The organism is Pantoea sp. GD03673 (assembly GCF_029844725.1).
GTDB lineage: Bacteria > Pseudomonadota > Gammaproteobacteria > Enterobacterales > Enterobacteriaceae > Pantoea.
Window position 1 is genome coordinate 494601 of the sequence record NZ_JAOCKJ010000002.1, and the last position, 17353, is coordinate 511953.

A 17353-nucleotide genomic window follows, 5' to 3' on the forward strand; every position below is an offset into this window, starting at 1 on the left:
ATGAAGATTCAGTCTGATCTGTCTATAATCAGCGCCCCAAACTGAGGTAGACCATGACAGTAACCACATTTTCCGAACTCGAACTCGACGAAAGCCTGCTACAAGCGTTGCAGGAAAAAGGCTTTACGCGCCCGACCGTTATCCAGGCTGCTGCAATTCCGCCCGCGCTGGAGGGCCGTGACGTTCTGGGTTCGGCACCTACAGGAACCGGGAAAACCGCCGCGTATCTGTTACCGGCGCTGCAGCACCTGCTTGATTTTCCGCGCAAGAAATCCGGGCCGCCACGCATCCTGATTGTGACCCCGACCCGCGAACTGGCAATGCAGGTCGCCGATCATGCGCGTGAGCTGGCGAAACATACCCATCTGGATATCGCCACGATCACCGGCGGTGTGGCTTACATGAACCACGCCGAAGTGTTCAGTGAAAACCAGGACATCGTGGTCGCGACCACGGGCCGTTTGCTGCAGTACATCAAAGAAGAGAACTTTGACTGCCGCGCCGTAGAAACCCTGGTGCTGGATGAAGCGGACCGCATGCTCGACATGGGCTTTGCTCAGGATATCGAAACCATCGCGGCTGAAACGCGCTGGCGCAAGCAAACCCTGCTGTTCTCCGCCACGCTGGAAGGCGATAACATCCGCGACTTCGCCGAGCGTCTGCTGAACGACCCGGTTGAGCTGGAAGCGGATCCAAGCCGTCGTGAACGCAAAAAGATCCAGCAGTGGTACTACCGCGCTGATGATCTGGAGCACAAGACCAAATTACTGATCCATCTGCTGAAGCAGCCGGATGTGACGCACAGCATCGTGTTCGTGCGTAAACGTGAACGTCTGCATGAGCTGGTGAGCTGGTTGCATGAAGCGGGGATTCGTAGCAGCTATCTTGAAGGCGAAATGGTGCAGGCCAAGCGTAATGAAGCGATTAAACGTCTGAGTGAAGGACGCGTTAACGTGCTGGTTGCCACCGATATCGCCGCGCGTGGCATTGATGTTGAAGATGTGAGTCACGTCTTCAACTATGACATGCCGCGCACCGCCGATACTTATCTGCACCGCATCGGCCGTACCGGTCGTGCGGGCCGTAAAGGCATCGCTATCTCACTGGTTGAAGCGCACGATTTCGTCCTGCTGGGCAAAATCACCCGTTATGTGAATGAGCCGATCAAAGCACGCGTTATTGATGAACTGCGTCCTGAAACCCGTGCGCCAGGTCCTAAAACAACGGGTAAACCGTCGAAAAAAGTGCTTGCGAAGCGTGCAGAGAAAAAAGCCAGTGAAAAAGAAAAACCGCGCGTGAAAAAACGCCATCGTGATGCCAAAAATGTTGGCAAACGCCGTAAGGCAAGCGGCAGTACGCCAGCGAACGATAATGCGGAATAAAACATCACACGCATAAAAAAATCGCCTCACAGGAGGCGATTTTTTTTATCTGATAACCCGTAACGGCGCTTTCAGCGTGTATTTCCTGCCAGAGCGCTTTCTTCGCAACACGCAACATTGTGTGACGTGCAGTTATCGGCCTATCTCATTCATCTTACTGATAAAAATTGCTGTGTGCGCTTTGCACTAATTTTCAGCACCTGATAACTCAGGCCGCTTAAAGACTTTCGGTAAAGGTACGGGCAATCACATCGCGCTGCTGTTCAGGCGTCAGTGAGTTAAAACGCACGGCATAACCCGAAACACGAATGGTCAGCTGCGGATAGTTTTCAGGATGTTTAACCGCATCTTCCAGTGTTTCGCGACGCAGCACATTGACGTTGAGATGCTGTCCACCTTCAACGCGCACCTGAGGTTTGATTTCAACCGGTACTTCACGCCAGGCGAATTCGCCCAGTTCGCTGATAGCAACGACCTGATCTTCTTCATAGCCCGCTTTTGCACACAGGCAACGCGCCTGAGCTTTCTCTTCATCCAGCAGCCAGAAGGAGTTCAGTAATTGTGAATTGTTAGTTTGAGTGATCTGGATACCAGTGATCATGATTGCGTCTCCCGGATAATACGTGAATAAATCAAATTTGAGGCCCCGGTATACCATCGTTCATTCACAGCAGCCTTGACCTGTATCAATATTAACCAGCCACTCAGCGCGATTTTCAGCTAACCCGTTGATCCTGAAGTGCCTCAGCCTTAAAAATAATGTGTAATTTTCAAATTATTTTTGCCTTCAGGTCAGCGGCAGGAACAGCTAAGCTTACGTCACTAACGTTAAGGGAGTTAAACATGGCTGAAAAGCTGACCTGGCACGATGTGCTGGCTGAAGAGAAAGAGAAACCCTATTTTATTGAGACGCTGAAACAGGTCGCCGATCAGCGCGCCGCAGGTGTCACGGTTTATCCGCCGCAGAAAGATGTGTTCAACGCTTTTCGCCTGACAGAGCTGGGTGACGTCAACGTTGTCATCCTGGGTCAGGATCCCTATCACGGCCCTCATCAGGCGCACGGACTGGCCTTCTCGGTGCTGCCCGGCGTTCAGGTCCCCCCGTCACTGCAGAATATTTATAAAGAGCTGGCACAGGATATACCGGGTTTCCGCAAGCCCGATCACGGCTTTCTGGAGAGCTGGGCCAAACAGGGTGTGATGTTGCTGAACACCGTGTTAACGGTTGAGGCGGGCAAAGCCCATTCCCATGCACGCTTCGGCTGGGAGACGTTTACGGACAACGTGATTGCGGCGATTAACCAGCACTGTGAAGGGGTAATTTTTCTGCTGTGGGGCTCCCATGCGCAGAAGAAAGGCAGCATTATTGATCGTAAACGCCATCATGTGCTGCAGGCACCGCATCCCTCGCCGCTTTCTGCGCACCGGGGTTTTTTCGGCAGCAAGCATTTTTCAACGACCAATGAATTGCTGAGCGCCGCCGGTAAAAAGCCGGTGGACTGGACGCCGGTCTTACCGGAATAGCGCCAGAAAGCACACGGCCGCGTCAGTGCGCGGCCGTGTAACAGGATTCAGGTATTGAATCAGTTTTTAGCTTTAGCTACCGCAACCATCGCCGGACGCAGCAGGCGACCATTGAGGGTGTAACCACGCTGCATCACCAGCATGACATGGTTAGGCTCGAACTCTTCAGACTCCATCATCGACATGGCCTGATGGACTTCCGGGTTGAACGGCACGCCGGTTTCACCGACCACTTCAACACCGAATTTACGTACGGCACCGAGCAGGCCTTTCAGGGTCAGTTCAATCCCTTCGATCATGGATGCCAGCTGTGGGTCCTCTTTATTGGCCACTTCCAGCGCACGTTCCAGGCTGTCGATCACCGGCAGCAGTTCGTTGGCAAATTTCTCCAGCGCAAATTTGTGCGCCTTTTCAACGTCCATCTCGGCACGGCGACGAATGTTTTCTACTTCAGCCTGCGCACGCAGCTGAGCATCGCGCACACCGGTCTGCGACTGCGCTAATTCAGCTTCGAGCTGAGCGATACGCTCATCACGCGGATCCACCTCTGCTGCTGTCTCCGCTTCCTGAGGTTGCTGCTGATCCTGCTGAATTTCGTCTGAGACTTGCTCGTTTGGGGTGTTCTGTTCTTTACTACTCATGAATTTCTCCGCGTTTTGCACATTCATTTCGCTGGTTGGCTTATTATGGGGATTGGTATGACGGATTCAAGGGAACCTATCACATTGCCTTGCCGTTTTGGCTTATAAGGAACACCGACCAGATGAACAAACACTTTAACTGTATTGGTATAGTGGGTCATCCGCGCCATCCCACCGCGTTAACCACGCATGAGATGCTCTGGCGCTGGCTGACAGCCAAAGGTTATCAAGTGATCGTTGAGAAGCAGATTGCGCAGGAGCTGTCGCTTCATGACGTGCAGACCGGCACGCTGGCGGAGATTGGTCAGCAGGCTGATTTAGCGGTTGTGGTGGGCGGTGACGGTAATATGCTCGGCGCAGCGCGGGTACTGGCGCGTTACGATATCAAAGTGATTGGCATTAACCGCGGTAACCTCGGGTTTCTGACCGATCTTGATCCGGATAATGCACAGCAGCAGCTGGATGAAGTGCTGCAGGGCAACTATTTCGTTGAAAGCCGCTTTCTGCTGGAAGCGCAGGTGTGCAAATCTGACTGTTCGCCGCGCATTGGCTCCGCCATTAATGAAGTGGTGCTGCACCCCGGCAAAGTCGCGCACATGATCGAGTTTGAAGTCTACATCGATGAAGTTTTCGCGTTTTCACAGCGCTCAGATGGCCTGATTATTTCCACACCGACCGGCTCTACCGCCTATTCCCTCTCTGCGGGCGGCCCGATTCTGACGCCGTCACTCGAAGCGATTGTGCTGGTGCCGATGTTCCCGCATACGCTGTCAGCGCGACCGCTGGTGATCAACAGCAGCAGTACCATCCGCTTGCGCTTTTCTTCACGCCGCAGCGATCTGGAAATCAGTTGTGACAGCCAGATTGCGCTGCCTATTCAGGAAGGTGAGGATGTCCTGATTCGCCGCAGTGCCGGTCATCTTGATTTGATCCATCCTAAAAACTACAGCTATTTCAACACGCTGAGTTCAAAGCTGGGCTGGTCAAAAAAATTGTTCTGAAAACAGGCCTCACCTCTTTACTGGATAAAAAACCAGTTTATACTGTATGAAAAACCATATGTGTTTATTCGTACAGGTGAACCTATGCTGGCCCAACTGACCATCAGTAATTTCGCTATCGTTCGTGAGCTCGACATCGATTTCCAGCGCGGCATGACGGCAATCACGGGTGAAACCGGTGCCGGTAAGTCTATTGCGATTGATGCGCTGGGATTATGTCTGGGCGGCCGTGCCGATGCTGACATGGTGCGTCAGGGTGCCAGCCGGGCCGATCTCTGCGCCCGCTTCCAGCTTAAGTCCTCCCCTTCTGCTCAGCGCTGGCTGATGGATAATCAACTCGACGACGGCAACGAGTGTCTGCTGCGCCGGGTGATCAGCGCTGACGGTCGTTCCCGGGGCTTTATCAATGGTACGGCAGTACCGCTCTCTCAGTTGCGCGATCTCGGCCAGCTGCTGATCCAGATCCACGGGCAGCATGCTCATCAGCTTCTGCTTAAACCCGACCATCAGAAACATCTGCTGGATGCCTATGCCGGTCACGACGAACTCCTGCAGCAAATGCGTGCCAGTTATCAGACCTGGCACCAGAGCTGCCGCACCCTGGCGCTGCATCAGCAGCAGGCGCAGGAGCGTGAATCACGTCGTGAACTGTTGCAGTATCAGCTGAAAGAGCTGAACGAGTTTGCGCCGCAGCCGGGCGAATATGAGCAGATCGACGAAGAGTACAAGCGTCTGGCTAATAGCGGACAGCTGCTGTCAACCAGCCAGCAGGCGCTGCAGCTGTTAGCAGACAGCGATGACAATAATCTCAACAGCCTGCTCTACACAGCGCGTGAGATGATTTCAGAACTGACCTCGCTGGATGAGAAGCTGAACGGTGTTCACAACCTGCTGGAAGAGGCGGCGATTCAGCTGAGCGAAGCCAGCGACGAGCTGCGTCATTACTGCGACAGCCTTGATCTGGATCCCAACCGCCTGTACGAACTGGAAAAGCGCATTTCGCGCCAGATCGCCCTGGCGCGTAAGCATCACGTCACGCCAGAAGGGCTGCCGGAACTGCATCAGCAGCTGCTCGCAGAAGCAGAATTGCTGTCACAGCACGAGAGCGATCAGGAGAGCCTGCAATCGCTGGTGGGTGAACACTATCAGGCCGCCCTGCAATGCGCTGAACAGCTTCATCAGCAGCGCAGCCATTTTGCAGATGAGCTGCAGCAGCTGATTACCCAGAGTATGCATCTGCTCTCAATGCCACACGGCCAGTTTAAAATCGCGCTGACCTTCAATCCTGATCAACTGACGGCAGATGGTGCAAGCCGTGTCGATTTCCAGGTGACAACTAACCCCGGTCAGCCTCTGCAACCGCTGGGAAAAGTCGCTTCGGGTGGTGAACTGTCACGTATCGCGCTGGCGATTCAGGTCATCACCGCGAAGAAAATGGAAACACCTGCAATGATTTTCGATGAAGTGGATGTCGGCATCAGCGGCCCAACCGCCGCCGTGGTCGGTAAGCTGCTGCGTCAGCTGGGCGAATCGACGCAGGTAATGTGTGTAACCCACCTGCCGCAGGTTGCCGGTTGTGGTCATCAGCACTTCTTTGTCAGCAAAGAGACTGATGGTGCGATGACTGAAACGCATATGCAGCCGCTGGACAAACGGGCGCGTCTGCAGGAACTGGCACGTCTGCTGGGTGGCAGCGAGGTCACACGCAATACCCTGGCTAACGCAAAAGAACTTTTAGCCGCTTAGCAGCGCACTTTTTTAACCTGACGGGGTCATATGCTTGCTCTGCAGAGGTTTCCATCAGCGAAAAGGTTTATTATCATCGGCACTTATGTCGCCAGAGTAATAAAGCCTGCCGCAGGCAGAGTTCAGATTTTGATGGCAATAAAATCGCCTGTTGAGGCGTTTGGCCCCGGAAAAGGAATGTATAGATGCGCTGTAAAACGCTGACTGCCGCGGCAGTGGTAATGTTGATGATGACCGCCGGATGTTCCACCTTAGAGCGCGTGGTCTACCGTCCTGATATCAATCAGGGCAACTATCTGGTTGCCAACGATGTGGCTAAGATCCATACCGGTATGACACAGCAGCAGGTGGCTTACACGCTCGGCACGCCGATGATGAAAGACCCGTTTGGCAGCAACGTCTGGTATTACGTTTTCCGTCAGGAGCCAGGTCATGAGAGCGTGAAGCAGCAGACGCTGACGCTGACCTTTGATGGCAACGGTGTGCTGACAAACATCGACAACAAGCAGAATCTGTCACAGAACAACAACTGATTGAATGGCAGACAGTCTGAAAGCTGGACAGTAAAAAGGCGCACTGAGCGCCTTTTTTATGCCTGTTATCTGCTAAGTCTGCTGAGATAACGGCCTATTTTTTACTCTCTGCCGCTCGCTCTGCGCGCTGCCTGCGTAACTCTTTAGGATCGGCAATCAGCGGACGATAGATCTCAATACGATCGCCCTCATTAAGCACGTCATCGAGCTTCACTGGCCGACTGTAGACGCCGACTTTGTTACTGGCGAGGTCAATTTCCCGACGAAGTTCCAGTAAACCTGATTTCAGGATGGCCTGTTCTACCGTACAGCCCTGCTCTACTTTTACGTAAAGCTGATACTGCTTTTCAGGTAAGGCGTAGACCACCTCGACAGAAATATCAGGCACGATAGACCTCTTTGGCGCGCTGGGTAAAAGCCTGCACCATGCTGTTAGCTAACTCTTTAAAGATACGTCCAAAGGCCATCTCTACCAGCATGTTGGTAAATTCAAACTCAAGGCTTAACTCAACCTTGCAGGCATCGTCGCCCAGCGAGACGAATGTCCAGCCGCCGGTCAGTTTGCGGAACGGTCCATCAACCAGTTGCATGTGAATGCTCTGATTGTCCGTCAGGGTGTTGCGGGTAGTAAACGTTTTGCTGATGCCCGCTTTCGAGACATCCACGGAGGCCGTCATCTGATTTTCAGAGGCATCCAGCACGCGGCTTCCGGTACAACCCGGCAGGAATTGCGGATAAGCATCCACGTCATTTACAAGTTGGTACATCTGCCCGGCACTAAACGGGACCAGCGCCGAACGACTAATCTGAGCCATAATGGTTCCTGTTCATCACGAAACCGCTGAATAATAGCATTTTCAGCGATTAAACAAAAATGTCCCCGAGTGAGGGTGTGCTAGAATATCCCGTTTCCTGCTGCCCCGCTGGACTGGGGATGCGATAACCGACTAAGTGATGTAAAATACGCCTCATTATGACAAAGAAAAAAGCACACAAACCCGGTTCGGCCACTGTTGCCATGAACAAACGCGCCCGCCACGAATACTTCATCGAAGAGGAGTATGAAGCGGGATTATCGTTACAAGGATGGGAAGTTAAGTCACTTCGTGCCGGTAAAGCTAACATCAGCGACAGCTATATTCTGCTGCGCGATGGCGAAGCCTTTCTGTTCGGTTCAACCTTTCAACCTTTAGCCGTTGCCTCCAGCCACGTGGTCTGTGACCCGACGCGCAGCCGCAAGCTGCTGCTGAAGCAACGTGAACTCGACTCTCTGTATGGCCGCGTTAACCGCGAAGGCTATACCATCGTGGCGTTGTCGCTGTACTGGAAGAATGCCTGGTGCAAACTGAAGATTGGTGTTGCGCGCGGTAAGAAAGAGCACGACAAACGCGATGACATTAAAGATCGCGAATGGAAATTAGACAAAGCACGTATCATGAAGAATTCAGCGCGCTAACCACTGGATTTTAAGCTGTTTAGTTGCTAGTATTTGAAGTTCTGGGGCTGATTCTGGACTCGACGGGATTGTGAAGCCTTAGGAGCATGCCGAGGGGCGGTTTGCCTCGTAAAAAGCCGCAAAAAAATAGTCGCAAACGACGAAAACTACGCTTTAGCAGCTTAATAACCTGCTCTTAGCCTTCTCTCCCTAGCTTCCGCTCTTAAGACGGGGATCAAGAGAAGTCAAACCCAAAAGAGATCGCGTGGATGCCCAGCCTGGGGTTGAAGCGTTAAATCCAATCAGGCTAGTCTGTTAGTGGCGTGTCTGTTCGCAGCTAACCGGCGAATGTAAAAACTGACTAAGCATGTAGTGCCGACGGTGTAGTAATTTCGGACGCGGGTTCAACTCCCGCCAGCTCCACCAAAATTCTTCAAAGATGGTTCCAGTGCCATCCGCAGAAGTCCTGAAAGCCCGCACGGCACAAGCCCTGCGGGCTTTTTTGTGTCTGAAATCTTCCGAGGCGATCCGCGTGAATCCAGAGATAATTGGTACACGTTTAGGTACACGCTATAATGTGTACCTAAAAACGTGTACCAATTATGGACGGAAACCAGTCATGGCGCGGATGACACGCCCCCTCACTAACAACGAAATCCTCAAAGCTAAACCTCAAGAAAAAGATTTTACGCTGCACGATGGCGACGGGCTTTTCATGCTCGTCAAAACCTCCGGTAAGAAGCTATGGCGTTTTCGCTACCAGCGACCAAATAGCAGCAGTCGCACAAATCTCAGCCTTGGCTCTTATCCTGCCCTAACACTCGCTGTCGCACGCCAAATGCGTGACCAATATCTTTCGATGCTTGCGCAAGGGATTGACCCGCAGAAGCAGCAAGAGGAAGTTTCTGAACAACAACAAATTGAGCTGGATAGCATTTTTTCAGTTGTTGCCGGAAGGTGGTTCCAGCTTAAAAGCAAAAGCATCACCGAGGATTATGCGAAGGATATTTGGCGATCGCTGGAGAAGGATGTCTTCCCTGCTATCGGTGAAATTTCTGTTCAGGCACTCAAGGCCAGAACGATTGTTGAAGCACTGGAGCCGATTAAAGCTCGCGGTGCACTTGAGACAGTTCGCCGGTTGGTGCAGCGCATCAACGAAATCATGACTTATGCAGTTAACACCGGATTAATTGATTCGAATCCTGCTTCGGGCGTTGGTATGGCTTTTGAACGACCAAAAAAACAGAACATGCCAACGTTACGACCGGAAGAACTGCCAAAGCTAATGCGCTCATTAGTAATGTCCAATCTCTCAATCACAACTCGCTGTTTAATTGAGTGGCAGCTTCTTACTCTCGTGCGGCCGTCAGAAGCCTCGGGAACACAATGGGCAGAGATCGACTTCGATTTAAGCCTTTGGGTTATTCCAGCGGAGCGCATGAAGGCCAAGCGCGAACATGTCGTTCCTTTATCAAAACAAGCTCTCGATATTCTTGAGGTTATGCGGCCTGTCAGCGGCAACCGACAATATGTTTTTCCAAGCCGTAACGATCCCAAACAACCAATGAATAGCCAAACTGCGAATGCCGCATTAAAGCGCATAGGCTATGGCGGTAAGTTGGTTGCTCATGGTCTGCGTTCCATAGCGAGTACAGCACTTAACGAAGCCAGTTTTAATCCTGATGTTATTGAGTCAGCACTTGCACATAGCGATAAAAACGAAGTGAGGAGAGCCTACAACCGTTCTACTTATCTCGAACAACGTAAAGATATGATGAGCTGGTGGGGCACATTCACTTATACAAGTTAGCCCAACATGAAATTTATAGCTTAGATTTGATTTGACACAGCTATGGCACCGAGCTAAACCTAATTTGACAGGCAGTTCTGTGCTTAGAGAAGACGTTGTTGTTCGTTAGAACAGATATCCAATAATGCTTAGTATTCATGGGTAGGTTGCTTACAAAACGCTCAGGCTTAGGTAGTGCAATCACTGCTAGCATCTAATAAGTATTTTGAGCTAGACTTCAATGGAAATATATAAATTTCTTTTTCCTAGTGGTTATCAAAAAGAATATAGACGAGATTATTATGACTATAAGTGCTGCTGTCTTTTTTAAAGAAACTCAGGGTGTAACGGATGAAATGGGGGATTTCTTTTCTTTCACTTGGGCAAGTTACGCAGGCTTGAGAGAATTATGGTGGCAAACGCGAGGGTTCAAAAGTTGTTACCCAGATATATCTGATAAGGAATTATATGAGAAATTTTTCTCAGGTCTACAATTACCTGGTCGTGTTGACTTAAAAACGTTATGTATAAGTATGGACTGGGAAGAACACGAATATAGGTTCAGCTCAAATCTAATTTTTAATGCTTGCACATTATTCGAAACCTGGATAGAACGAGTTTGCTCCTATACAGTACCATCAAGTCAGGATTGGTTTCCAAAAGCTTTACAATGCCCCTCCCAGCCAAGCACAACTAATCACAAAACACACATTGATTGTATAAACTATATTAAATCTAATAAATCTAATTACTTAAATGATGAAATACTACCCACCTTAATAAAAAACAAAGCAAATGCTTGGTCGCGCCTAAATTCTTTATTAATAATTTATACATACTTCAAGAGCATAAGGAATAACTTGGTGCATTCAGGAGGGATTGTTACAAAGACTATTGTTAATAAGCAAAATGCTCTCATTTCAGAGTTGTCAACTAATGGAAATCCCGTGAAAGGTACTTTTGAGATGCCTACGCAAATCTTAGGTGAAAAAATAAAATTACCAATCAAAGATTCCATAAACATCTACAGCGTTTTAAAATGTTTAATTTTTACTTATGATGCGGCACTCAGTACAACAAATTATAGTGAAGAAACGTTTAAAAAAAGACTGCGGAGTACAGTGGAAAATAGCAAGCATTCGTTATATAGAGTGCCTGTAGATATAAGAAAAAGAAACAGAGTTCTAAGGTCTATACTTTTAAGATCAAACCTCCCAACCGATATTGATTTTGATAAACTTTACTCTTTCCTTCTTTCTAATGGAATTATTTCTCGATGATAGTTATGGATAGTTATCAATAGAAAGACAAAGCTAACCAAAGTTTAAAATCTTTATACTGCTTACCGATCAACAACCGATAAACATGATACTGAGCAAAAGGTCCGCTCTTCGCTTTAAGCAGACCGTTAGATTTAATTGTATGCTGCCAGTGAAAAATGTTAGCTCAAGTTTGAGCCAATACACATGAAAGGAAACCAATTGCGCCTAGGAATCACACAAAGAGGTCAGCGCGCAATGCTATCCCCGCCACGCCTGCCCGCTTTATGTATCGCTTTTCATGCAGGTGCATGATGTGGTCAGAGCCGCGCCCGGTATGGCCTGAACGGTAGAGAACAATGCATGGTTTTGCATGCAGATCCATGCAAGCGATGCATGCATCACTCTTTACAAAGCGGCTGGCCAGAAAAAGGGCTTCATAAAGACAAAGCATAGACACAAAAAAGCCGCTGATCGTGCAGCGGCCGTAGGGGATTAATGAACCTGACGGAATGCTGAGCCGTAACGGCCCAGCGTCTGACGTTCTCTTACCGGTTCCGGTGGTGATTCCGGTAAGTTTTCTGGCTGTGGCGGTGCGGTGATCACCTTTGTGATGCTCTCATTCGTCTTGAAAGTACAGGAGCAGTCCAGGTTAGTGCACTGGTGATAACGCTCTTTCACCTGTTCGGACATATAGCGGCTCGATTTGGTATGTACCGCACTTTTGCAGTAAGGACAGTGCATCATTTCTGGCTGCCCTCCTGAAGTTTTGCACGCTGCGCACGGATTGATTCAGCCAGCTTCTGACGGCGCAGAGGGCTCGTATAAAGCTCCATATCAATACCCGTAAGCGGCGGGCGATACAGACCAATATTCTCCAGCAGCGGAGCCTCATTTAGTATGCTGTCTGGCAGAGCAGCCGCCGCCCGCGTCAGCGCTTCACCGACCAGATATGCCACGTCCTTAATACTATCCCGGTCGTCTCCGGCAAACGTCGGGGAAAGCTCTTCACGACGGAGACGCAGCTTAATGGCCCACAGCAGCGACGGACTTATGTTACGCAGGGCTGACTGCCAGTGCACATCCGCAAACCCGGTAAAAGCCTCCCGGTGCGATTCAATATACTCTTTACCACTGCCGCAGCATTTCAGCATCGCCTCCTGCTTATCCAGCGCCAGCTCTTTAAGCAGCCCGCCGAACTCATCGGCCAGTTCACGGCTGGCGATGCGCTGAGAATGTTTGGCGCGCAGCTCGTCAGTAAGGTTGCCTCGCAGGTTGCGGAAGCTCGTGCGCCAGTTACTCTCCGCTTTTTTCCCTGCCTCGATGGCCGCCTGCTGCTCTTTTTCACAGCGGGCAATATCGGCGCAGATGCCGTTATAGGCTTTCATCCTTTCGGTATGTTCAGCGCGGGCTTTCTCGAAGCGTTCCAGTGAAGCGGGTTTCTGTTCCGGAGTGGTCATGGTGGTCTCTCATCGTCTGTAAAGGATGAGGCCATTCTGTCGTGTACACCAGGACAGCGCATTTCATTGCTTTCCGCCTGTCTATGAACAGACAAGGGCTTAACTCGTGGGGGGTGGCTCCTTAACTGATGATATTTCTTATATAACTGTTCACTGGTATTCACTGAGATAAAAAAGATAGTAAATACAGTAGCTAAGCAGTGAACCCTTTAAAATTAAGTCTTCACTCAGTATTCACGCGTCTTCACGCAACCTCAGATAAGAGCTTTTTTTCTGGCGAGCCTTTTTCAGATTTTAATTCTATTAATAAAAGATTTTTAATCGCTGAAAGCTCTTAAAAGGCAAACGCTGGCAAACGTTGGCAAACAAAGGCAAACAGGAGGTAAGAGAAGTGCTTTTTGCTCATTTTTCAGCAATCATGGGGTTGTTTACTTCACCAGAAATATAACCAGAATAGGGGGTTACCTGAAGACACCACCGGAACCGGATAGCACCGGCCGGACTCATAATGAGGTAACACCATGCACGCAGTTTCATCCGTACCAGCCCCTGCCATTCCCGTAATCCGCGATGCCGTTTACCCGCGCGACCGCTTTATGCGCCTGCCGGAAGTCATTAGCACCTGCGGCCTGTCACGCTCGACCATTTACGACTTAATCAGTCGGGAGCAGTTCCCCTCACAGATTTCCCTCGGCGGTAAAAACGTCGCCTGGCTGGCGTCAGAGATTGACAGCTGGATGCAGGCCCGCATTGCATAGCGCGCCGGGGGTGCAGCATGATTATGCTGAATTTCGGTACAAAAACCTTTCCGCTCACCCGCGAAGAAGTCGCCTTTGTCGCACAAAGCCTGACGGCAGCCCTTAGCTGCAGACCAGCAACCGCACTGGCCTTTACCAGCGGAATGCACGGTCACATCTCCGTTATGAGTAAAAAAGCGAAGCCTGCCAGGCAGCGGGCGAAAAAAGAGAACCGGGAATTCCGATCAAATCCGCCGCAATCCGATCACGTCCTGACCGGTTGCTGAGGAAATAGCCCCGATGTTTAAAAAAAGGCTTTTCTCTGGCGAGCGGCCATTATACAGTTTTCGTGCTGCCGCAAAATCGGCAGCCGGGCGTAGGAACCCGTGTTACTTATTGGCGACACAACACGCGCCATGCGTGTTTTTTTACGTCGTTGCCTCAGTGCGCCATTTTTCAGCGCAGCGGTTCTTATTCCGTTGCGTCGTCAAAATAATGGTGGCTCAGGCGGGGCAGCCTTCGGGCTGGCCGGTTTCCAATAAGGCCGGTATTCCTACCCCCGTCCGGGCTACCACCCATGAGCGTAGGAACTCCGGTGGTAGCAGTAACCGCTACTTATTGGAGATTGTCCTCATGACAACGGCCCTTACTGCCGCTCACCCCGAATTCACCTTTATTTTTGCCGCCGTGCGCCGCACTGATGCCGCCGCTCGTCCCTGTATGCTGCGTACTGTAGCAGGCGATGAGCGCAGCGCCCGTGCCAGCCTCGCCCGTGATTACGTCCTGTCCTTTGCCGGTCGTCTGCCGATTAAGGCGGTGGCGGCCTGAACACCCTTTCTCAACACCTGAATAACCATGACACCTACCCCATTCCCCACGCTGACTATCTGCGTCTGCTGCACGCGCACACGGTCGGCGTGACCGTACTCGATATGTTCGACTCGGTGAACTGCCTGAGCGCGCGCGGCTGCGTCCCGGACGGCGCGGCGCTGGCCTCGGTCGTCGCCCTGCTCACCGACCAGCTCGGTAAAGTTGTTGAAACCTGTGAATCCCGCATGTTAGCCACGGAGGCCCGCCATGATGACCGCTAATCACTCCTGCCTGCCCGTTGAGGTACGCACCGCCGTTTACCGCCGCGCGCTGGCGCAGGGCTATCTGAATGCCTGCAAAAACCTCGGCATTACCGTGTCAGCCACGCTCGATGAGCTTCAGATGACCATCGCCCTTGAGCTGGAAAGCTTTTATGTGCGCCGTCACGGCCCTGATGCGGGCATGGAGATGGCCTGCACCATGCTGGGCGATATGGTCGAGCCGGACCTGCTGACCGCACCGCCGCGCCTGACGCAGCTCGGTGTCACCATGATGGATGAGCTGTTCCGCAGCCAGCTTGCGGCCGCCAGCCGCATCACGCTGCACTAAGGGAGAACATGCAGATGAAACATATCGTCTCTGACACCGTAAAGGCGGCCACCGGATTCTGGCCGCAGCTTCTGCCTGCCCTCGGTATCAGCGTGCTCGCCGGGGGGCGACACGGTGCCTGCCCGGCGTGCGGCGGTAAAGACCGCTTCCGCTTCGACAATCAGGATGGGCGCGGAACGTGGCTCTGTAACCAGTGCGGGGCCGGTGACGGCCTTAACCTGGTGGAAAAGGCGCTCAGTATCAGCGCTAAAGAGGCCGCCATGAAGGTGGCCGGAATGCTCGGCACGCTGCCGGAGTCAGCCCCGGTTAGGCATGATGAAGCCGCAGACAAAAGCCGCACGCAGGCAGACGCCGCCGCACGGGCGCAGGCGCTTATAGCCGCAGCCGTCAGCCGCACGGACAACGCCTACCTTTCAGCGAAAGGGCTGCACGGCACGCAGGCGCTCACACTTGGGGAGGCGCTGCGCTGTGGTGGTGTCAGCTTTGCCGCCGGGGATGTGCTTATCCCGCTGACCGGCGAGGACGGTACCGCCATTAACGTGCAGCTCATCAGCGCCGCAGGCGACAAGCGCACCCTGCCCGGCGGACAGGTGAAAGGCACATACTGGCTGGCCGGTGAGCCGGATGGCAAAACGCTGTGGCTCACTGAAGGATACGCGACCGGCCTGACCGTGCACCGGCTGACCGGGCAGGCGGTTTACGTGGCGCTGAGCGCCAACAACCTGCCCTCACTGGCAAAGCGGCTGCGTGAGTCATACCCCGGCGCGCTGATGATGATTGCCGCTGACCGCGACAACAACGGCACCGGCCAGTTAAAGGCAGAGGAAGCGGCGAAAGCCTGTGGCGGTACAGCCGTCCTGCCGCCGGTTGCGGGTGACTGGAACGACGTGTGGCAGATGCAGGGTGATATCGCCACGCAGGCGCAGCTCACCGGCTTCACGCAGCCGCAGCCCCTCAGCCCGTTTGAATCCGTCAGCGAGGCTGACCTGAAAGCAATGAGCGCCAGCCAGAAAGCTGAGCTGCTGGTCGCCCATTACGGAGAGGCGCTGGCCGTGCCGCCAGTCGGGGAGGAAATCTGCCGCTATGAGAACGGCGCATGGCAGGTGATGGAGGCGAAGACACTGCGCCGGGAAATCGCCGCGCTGTTTCAGAAAGTGCGCGCACCGTTCTCGGCCGCCGGTATCGGCAGCGTGCTGGACACGCTCAAGCTGATGGTGCCGCAGATGGGTGAACCGTCCCGCCGCCTGATTGGTTTCCGTAACGGTGTGTATGACACCACAACAGGCACCTTCAGCCCGCACCGCCGCGAGCACTGGCTGCGCACCGTCAGCAGTGTGGACTACACCGCCCCGCGTCCGGGTGAAAACCTTGCAGACCACGCCCCGGCCTTCTGGCGCTGGTTAACGCGGGCCGCCGGGCATAATCACGACAAGCAGGAGCGCATTCTCGCTGCGTTATTTATGGTGCTGGCAAACCGCTATGACTGGCAGATGTTTCTTGAGGTGACCGGTCCCGGCGGCAGAGGTAAAAGCGTCATGGCCTCGATTGCTACGTTGCTGGCCGGAAAAGACAACACCACGTCAGCCACTATCAATACACTGGAATCCTCCCGCGAGCGCGCCAGCGTGGTAGGTTTCTCGCTGATTATCCTGCCTGACCAGGAAAAATGGAGCGGCGACGGCGCGGGCATCAAGGCTATTACCGGCGGAGATGCGGTGGCAATCGACCCGAAATATCGTGACGCCTATTCAACGCACATCCCGGCGGTCATTCTGGCGGTGAACAACAACCCGATGCGCTTCAGCGACCGCAGCGGCGGTGTTTCGCGCCGCCGGGTTATCCTGACTTTCCCGGAAGTCATACCGGCCAAAGAGCGTGACCCGCAGTTGCTGGATAAGATCAGCACCGAGCTGGCCGTGATTGTTCGTCATCTGATGCAGCGCTTCGCGTCGCCAGATGAAGCCCGCGAGCTGTTGCAGTCACAGCAGTCATCCGGCGAAGCGCTGGAGATTAAACGCCAGGCCGATCCGCTGGTCGATTTCTGTGGCTACCTGCTGCCGCTGAGCACGCCGAATGGACTGTTTATCGGTAACGCCAACATTCGCCCGATTAACCCTAAGCGCTATCTCTATCATGCGCACTTGTCATTTATGGAATCTCGAGGGCATCAGCACCCGCTCAGCCTGACGGCTTTCGGCCAGGCGGTGCCGCAGACACTGAAAGAGTACGAACGCGTATTGCTTAAGCGCAGGACAAATAACGGTATACAGACCAATCTTACGTTACATGAGGACAGCGAGGCAGATTGGTTGCCCGCATGTAGCGCCTGATACCTCCACTCCACGTAAACCGGTTTAGGCCGGTTTTTTTATATTTGCTGTAATTATCAACGTAAGCCAAGGTCCGCTAAAAGCGAGGAGCGGAGTT

The 17353-nt window shown here is 52.6% G+C and carries 20 protein-coding genes and 1 other RNA gene; 15 read left to right on the top strand and 6 right to left on the bottom strand.

Annotated features, from left to right (window positions below; genetic code table 11):
* Positions 1-53 precede the first annotated feature (53 nt).
* A complete protein-coding gene (srmB, locus tag N5J69_RS05570; protein WP_279768617.1) occupies positions 54-1382 on the top strand; it encodes an ATP-dependent RNA helicase SrmB in 1329 nt (442 codons plus the stop codon).
* A gap of 217 nt (positions 1383-1599) precedes the next feature.
* Here srmB and grcA read toward each other — a convergent pair whose 3' ends face one another.
* Positions 1600-1983 carry an autonomous glycyl radical cofactor GrcA gene (grcA, locus tag N5J69_RS05575; protein WP_279768619.1) on the bottom strand — a complete coding sequence of 128 codons (384 nt, stop codon included), beginning with the start codon at positions 1981-1983 and terminating at the stop codon, positions 1600-1602.
* 242 nt (positions 1984-2225) lie between these two features.
* On the opposite strand from grcA, the gene ung reads away from it, so the two are divergent.
* Positions 2226-2906: a uracil-DNA glycosylase gene (ung, locus tag N5J69_RS05580; RefSeq protein ID WP_279768621.1), complete on the top strand. Its 681-nt coding sequence runs from the start codon at positions 2226-2228 to the stop codon at positions 2904-2906.
* 59 nt (positions 2907-2965) lie between these two features.
* Here the strand turns inward: ung and grpE are convergent, their stop codons facing one another.
* Positions 2966-3547, bottom strand: coding sequence for a nucleotide exchange factor GrpE (gene grpE / locus N5J69_RS05585; protein ID WP_279768624.1), 582 nt, complete (start codon positions 3545-3547; stop codon positions 2966-2968).
* A 122-nt stretch (positions 3548-3669) separates the two neighbouring features.
* Between grpE and nadK the strand changes: the two genes are divergently transcribed.
* The 3 genes from nadK to bamE all read left to right on the top strand — a co-directional run bounded on the left by nadK (position 3670) and on the right by bamE (position 6827).
* Positions 3670-4548, top strand: coding sequence for an NAD(+) kinase (gene nadK, locus N5J69_RS05590; protein WP_003848582.1), 879 nt, complete (start codon positions 3670-3672; stop codon positions 4546-4548).
* An 84-nt stretch (positions 4549-4632) separates the two neighbouring features.
* Complete coding sequence (recN, locus tag N5J69_RS05595) at positions 4633-6294, top strand: DNA repair protein RecN (protein WP_279768627.1); 1662 nt, start codon at positions 4633-4635, stop codon at positions 6292-6294.
* Positions 6295-6479: 185 nt separating this feature from the next.
* A complete protein-coding gene (bamE, locus tag N5J69_RS05600) occupies positions 6480-6827 on the top strand; it encodes an outer membrane protein assembly factor BamE (protein WP_279768629.1) in 348 nt (115 codons plus the stop codon).
* A 94-nt stretch (positions 6828-6921) separates the two neighbouring features.
* Here bamE and N5J69_RS05605 read toward each other — a convergent pair whose 3' ends face one another.
* Complete coding sequence (locus N5J69_RS05605) at positions 6922-7215, bottom strand: RnfH family protein (RefSeq protein WP_279768631.1); 294 nt, start codon at positions 7213-7215, stop codon at positions 6922-6924.
* On the bottom strand, positions 7208-7642 hold the full coding sequence (locus N5J69_RS05610) for a type II toxin-antitoxin system RatA family toxin (protein WP_033761455.1): 435 nt from the start codon (positions 7640-7642) through the stop codon (positions 7208-7210). The genes N5J69_RS05605 and N5J69_RS05610 overlap by 8 nt, the downstream gene beginning before the upstream one ends.
* Before the next feature lie 158 nt (positions 7643-7800).
* Here N5J69_RS05610 and smpB point away from each other — a divergent pair, with 158 nt between their 5' ends.
* The 4 genes from smpB (at position 7801) to N5J69_RS05630 (ending at position 11331) form a co-directional block, all read left to right on the top strand.
* On the top strand, positions 7801-8283 hold the full coding sequence (gene smpB / locus N5J69_RS05615) for an SsrA-binding protein SmpB (protein ID WP_033733561.1): 483 nt from the start codon (positions 7801-7803) through the stop codon (positions 8281-8283).
* A gap of 43 nt (positions 8284-8326) precedes the next feature.
* Positions 8327-8688, top strand: a transfer-messenger RNA (tmRNA) gene (gene ssrA / locus N5J69_RS05620).
* A 193-nt stretch (positions 8689-8881) separates the two neighbouring features.
* Positions 8882-10072 (top strand): integrase domain-containing protein, encoded by a 1191-nt coding sequence (locus tag N5J69_RS05625; protein ID WP_279768632.1) that lies wholly within the window; start codon positions 8882-8884, stop codon positions 10070-10072.
* Positions 10073-10353: 281 nt separating this feature from the next.
* Positions 10354-11331, top strand: a complete 978-nt coding sequence (locus N5J69_RS05630) for a hypothetical protein (RefSeq protein ID WP_163657837.1) — start codon at positions 10354-10356, stop codon at positions 11329-11331.
* 474 nt (positions 11332-11805) lie between these two features.
* Here the strand turns inward: N5J69_RS05630 and N5J69_RS05635 are convergent, their stop codons facing one another.
* Both N5J69_RS05635 and N5J69_RS05640 read right to left on the bottom strand, forming a co-directional pair.
* Entirely contained in the window at positions 11806-12057 is a 252-nt protein-coding gene (locus N5J69_RS05635) for an ogr/Delta-like zinc finger family protein (protein WP_279768634.1), read from the bottom strand.
* On the bottom strand, positions 12054-12770 hold the full coding sequence (locus tag N5J69_RS05640) for a hypothetical protein (RefSeq protein WP_279768635.1): 717 nt from the start codon (positions 12768-12770) through the stop codon (positions 12054-12056). Before N5J69_RS05640 ends, N5J69_RS05635 begins: the two co-directional genes overlap by 4 nt.
* A gap of 521 nt (positions 12771-13291) precedes the next feature.
* Here N5J69_RS05640 and N5J69_RS05645 point away from each other — a divergent pair.
* The 6 genes from N5J69_RS05645 to N5J69_RS05670 are packed head-to-tail and all read left to right on the top strand — an operon-like array spanning position 13292 to position 17256.
* Positions 13292-13528: an AlpA family transcriptional regulator gene (locus N5J69_RS05645; protein ID WP_279768636.1), complete on the top strand. Its 237-nt coding sequence runs from the start codon at positions 13292-13294 to the stop codon at positions 13526-13528.
* A 17-nt stretch (positions 13529-13545) separates the two neighbouring features.
* A complete protein-coding gene (locus N5J69_RS05650) occupies positions 13546-13794 on the top strand; it encodes a hypothetical protein (protein WP_279768637.1) in 249 nt (82 codons plus the stop codon).
* Between the two features lie 13 nt (positions 13795-13807).
* Positions 13808-14335, top strand: a complete 528-nt coding sequence (locus N5J69_RS05655; RefSeq protein ID WP_279768638.1) for a host cell division inhibitor Icd-like protein — start codon at positions 13808-13810, stop codon at positions 14333-14335.
* A complete protein-coding gene (locus tag N5J69_RS05660) occupies positions 14332-14598 on the top strand; it encodes a hypothetical protein (RefSeq protein ID WP_019106103.1) in 267 nt (88 codons plus the stop codon). The genes N5J69_RS05655 and N5J69_RS05660 overlap by 4 nt, the downstream gene beginning before the upstream one ends.
* Positions 14585-14926: a DUF5375 family protein gene (locus tag N5J69_RS05665; RefSeq protein WP_058957590.1), complete on the top strand. Its 342-nt coding sequence runs from the start codon at positions 14585-14587 to the stop codon at positions 14924-14926. The genes N5J69_RS05660 and N5J69_RS05665 overlap by 14 nt, the downstream gene beginning before the upstream one ends.
* A gap of 14 nt (positions 14927-14940) precedes the next feature.
* Positions 14941-17256 carry a primase-helicase zinc-binding domain-containing protein gene (locus N5J69_RS05670; protein WP_279768730.1) on the top strand — a complete coding sequence of 772 codons (2316 nt, stop codon included), beginning with the start codon at positions 14941-14943 and terminating at the stop codon, positions 17254-17256.
* Positions 17257-17353 lie beyond the last annotated feature (97 nt).

Bases quoted from the DNA above. Each gene is read 5' to 3' on its own strand.
- srmB (WP_279768617.1), top strand. From the start codon at position 54: ATGACAGTAACCACATTTTCCGAACTCGAACTCGACGAAAGCCTGCTA.
- grcA (WP_279768619.1), bottom strand. From the start codon at position 1,983: ATGATCACTGGTATCCAGATCACTCAAACTAACAATTCACAATTACTG.
- ung (WP_279768621.1), top strand. From the start codon at position 2,226: ATGGCTGAAAAGCTGACCTGGCACGATGTGCTGGCTGAAGAGAAAGAG.
- grpE (WP_279768624.1), bottom strand. From the start codon at position 3,547: ATGAGTAGTAAAGAACAGAACACCCCAAACGAGCAAGTCTCAGACGAA.
- nadK (WP_003848582.1), top strand. From the start codon at position 3,670: ATGAACAAACACTTTAACTGTATTGGTATAGTGGGTCATCCGCGCCAT.
- recN (WP_279768627.1), top strand. From the start codon at position 4,633: ATGCTGGCCCAACTGACCATCAGTAATTTCGCTATCGTTCGTGAGCTC.
- bamE (WP_279768629.1), top strand. From the start codon at position 6,480: ATGCGCTGTAAAACGCTGACTGCCGCGGCAGTGGTAATGTTGATGATG.
- N5J69_RS05610 (WP_033761455.1), bottom strand. From the start codon at position 7,642: ATGGCTCAGATTAGTCGTTCGGCGCTGGTCCCGTTTAGTGCCGGGCAG.
- smpB (WP_033733561.1), top strand. From the start codon at position 7,801: ATGACAAAGAAAAAAGCACACAAACCCGGTTCGGCCACTGTTGCCATG.
- N5J69_RS05625 (WP_279768632.1), top strand. From the start codon at position 8,882: ATGGCGCGGATGACACGCCCCCTCACTAACAACGAAATCCTCAAAGCT.
- N5J69_RS05630 (WP_163657837.1), top strand. From the start codon at position 10,354: ATGACTATAAGTGCTGCTGTCTTTTTTAAAGAAACTCAGGGTGTAACG.
- N5J69_RS05635 (WP_279768634.1), bottom strand. From the start codon at position 12,057: ATGATGCACTGTCCTTACTGCAAAAGTGCGGTACATACCAAATCGAGC.
- N5J69_RS05640 (WP_279768635.1), bottom strand. From the start codon at position 12,770: ATGACCACTCCGGAACAGAAACCCGCTTCACTGGAACGCTTCGAGAAA.
- N5J69_RS05645 (WP_279768636.1), top strand. From the start codon at position 13,292: ATGCACGCAGTTTCATCCGTACCAGCCCCTGCCATTCCCGTAATCCGC.
- N5J69_RS05650 (WP_279768637.1), top strand. From the start codon at position 13,546: ATGATTATGCTGAATTTCGGTACAAAAACCTTTCCGCTCACCCGCGAA.
- N5J69_RS05655 (WP_279768638.1), top strand. From the start codon at position 13,808: ATGTTTAAAAAAAGGCTTTTCTCTGGCGAGCGGCCATTATACAGTTTT.
- N5J69_RS05665 (WP_058957590.1), top strand. From the start codon at position 14,585: ATGATGACCGCTAATCACTCCTGCCTGCCCGTTGAGGTACGCACCGCC.
- N5J69_RS05670 (WP_279768730.1), top strand. From the start codon at position 14,941: ATGAAACATATCGTCTCTGACACCGTAAAGGCGGCCACCGGATTCTGG.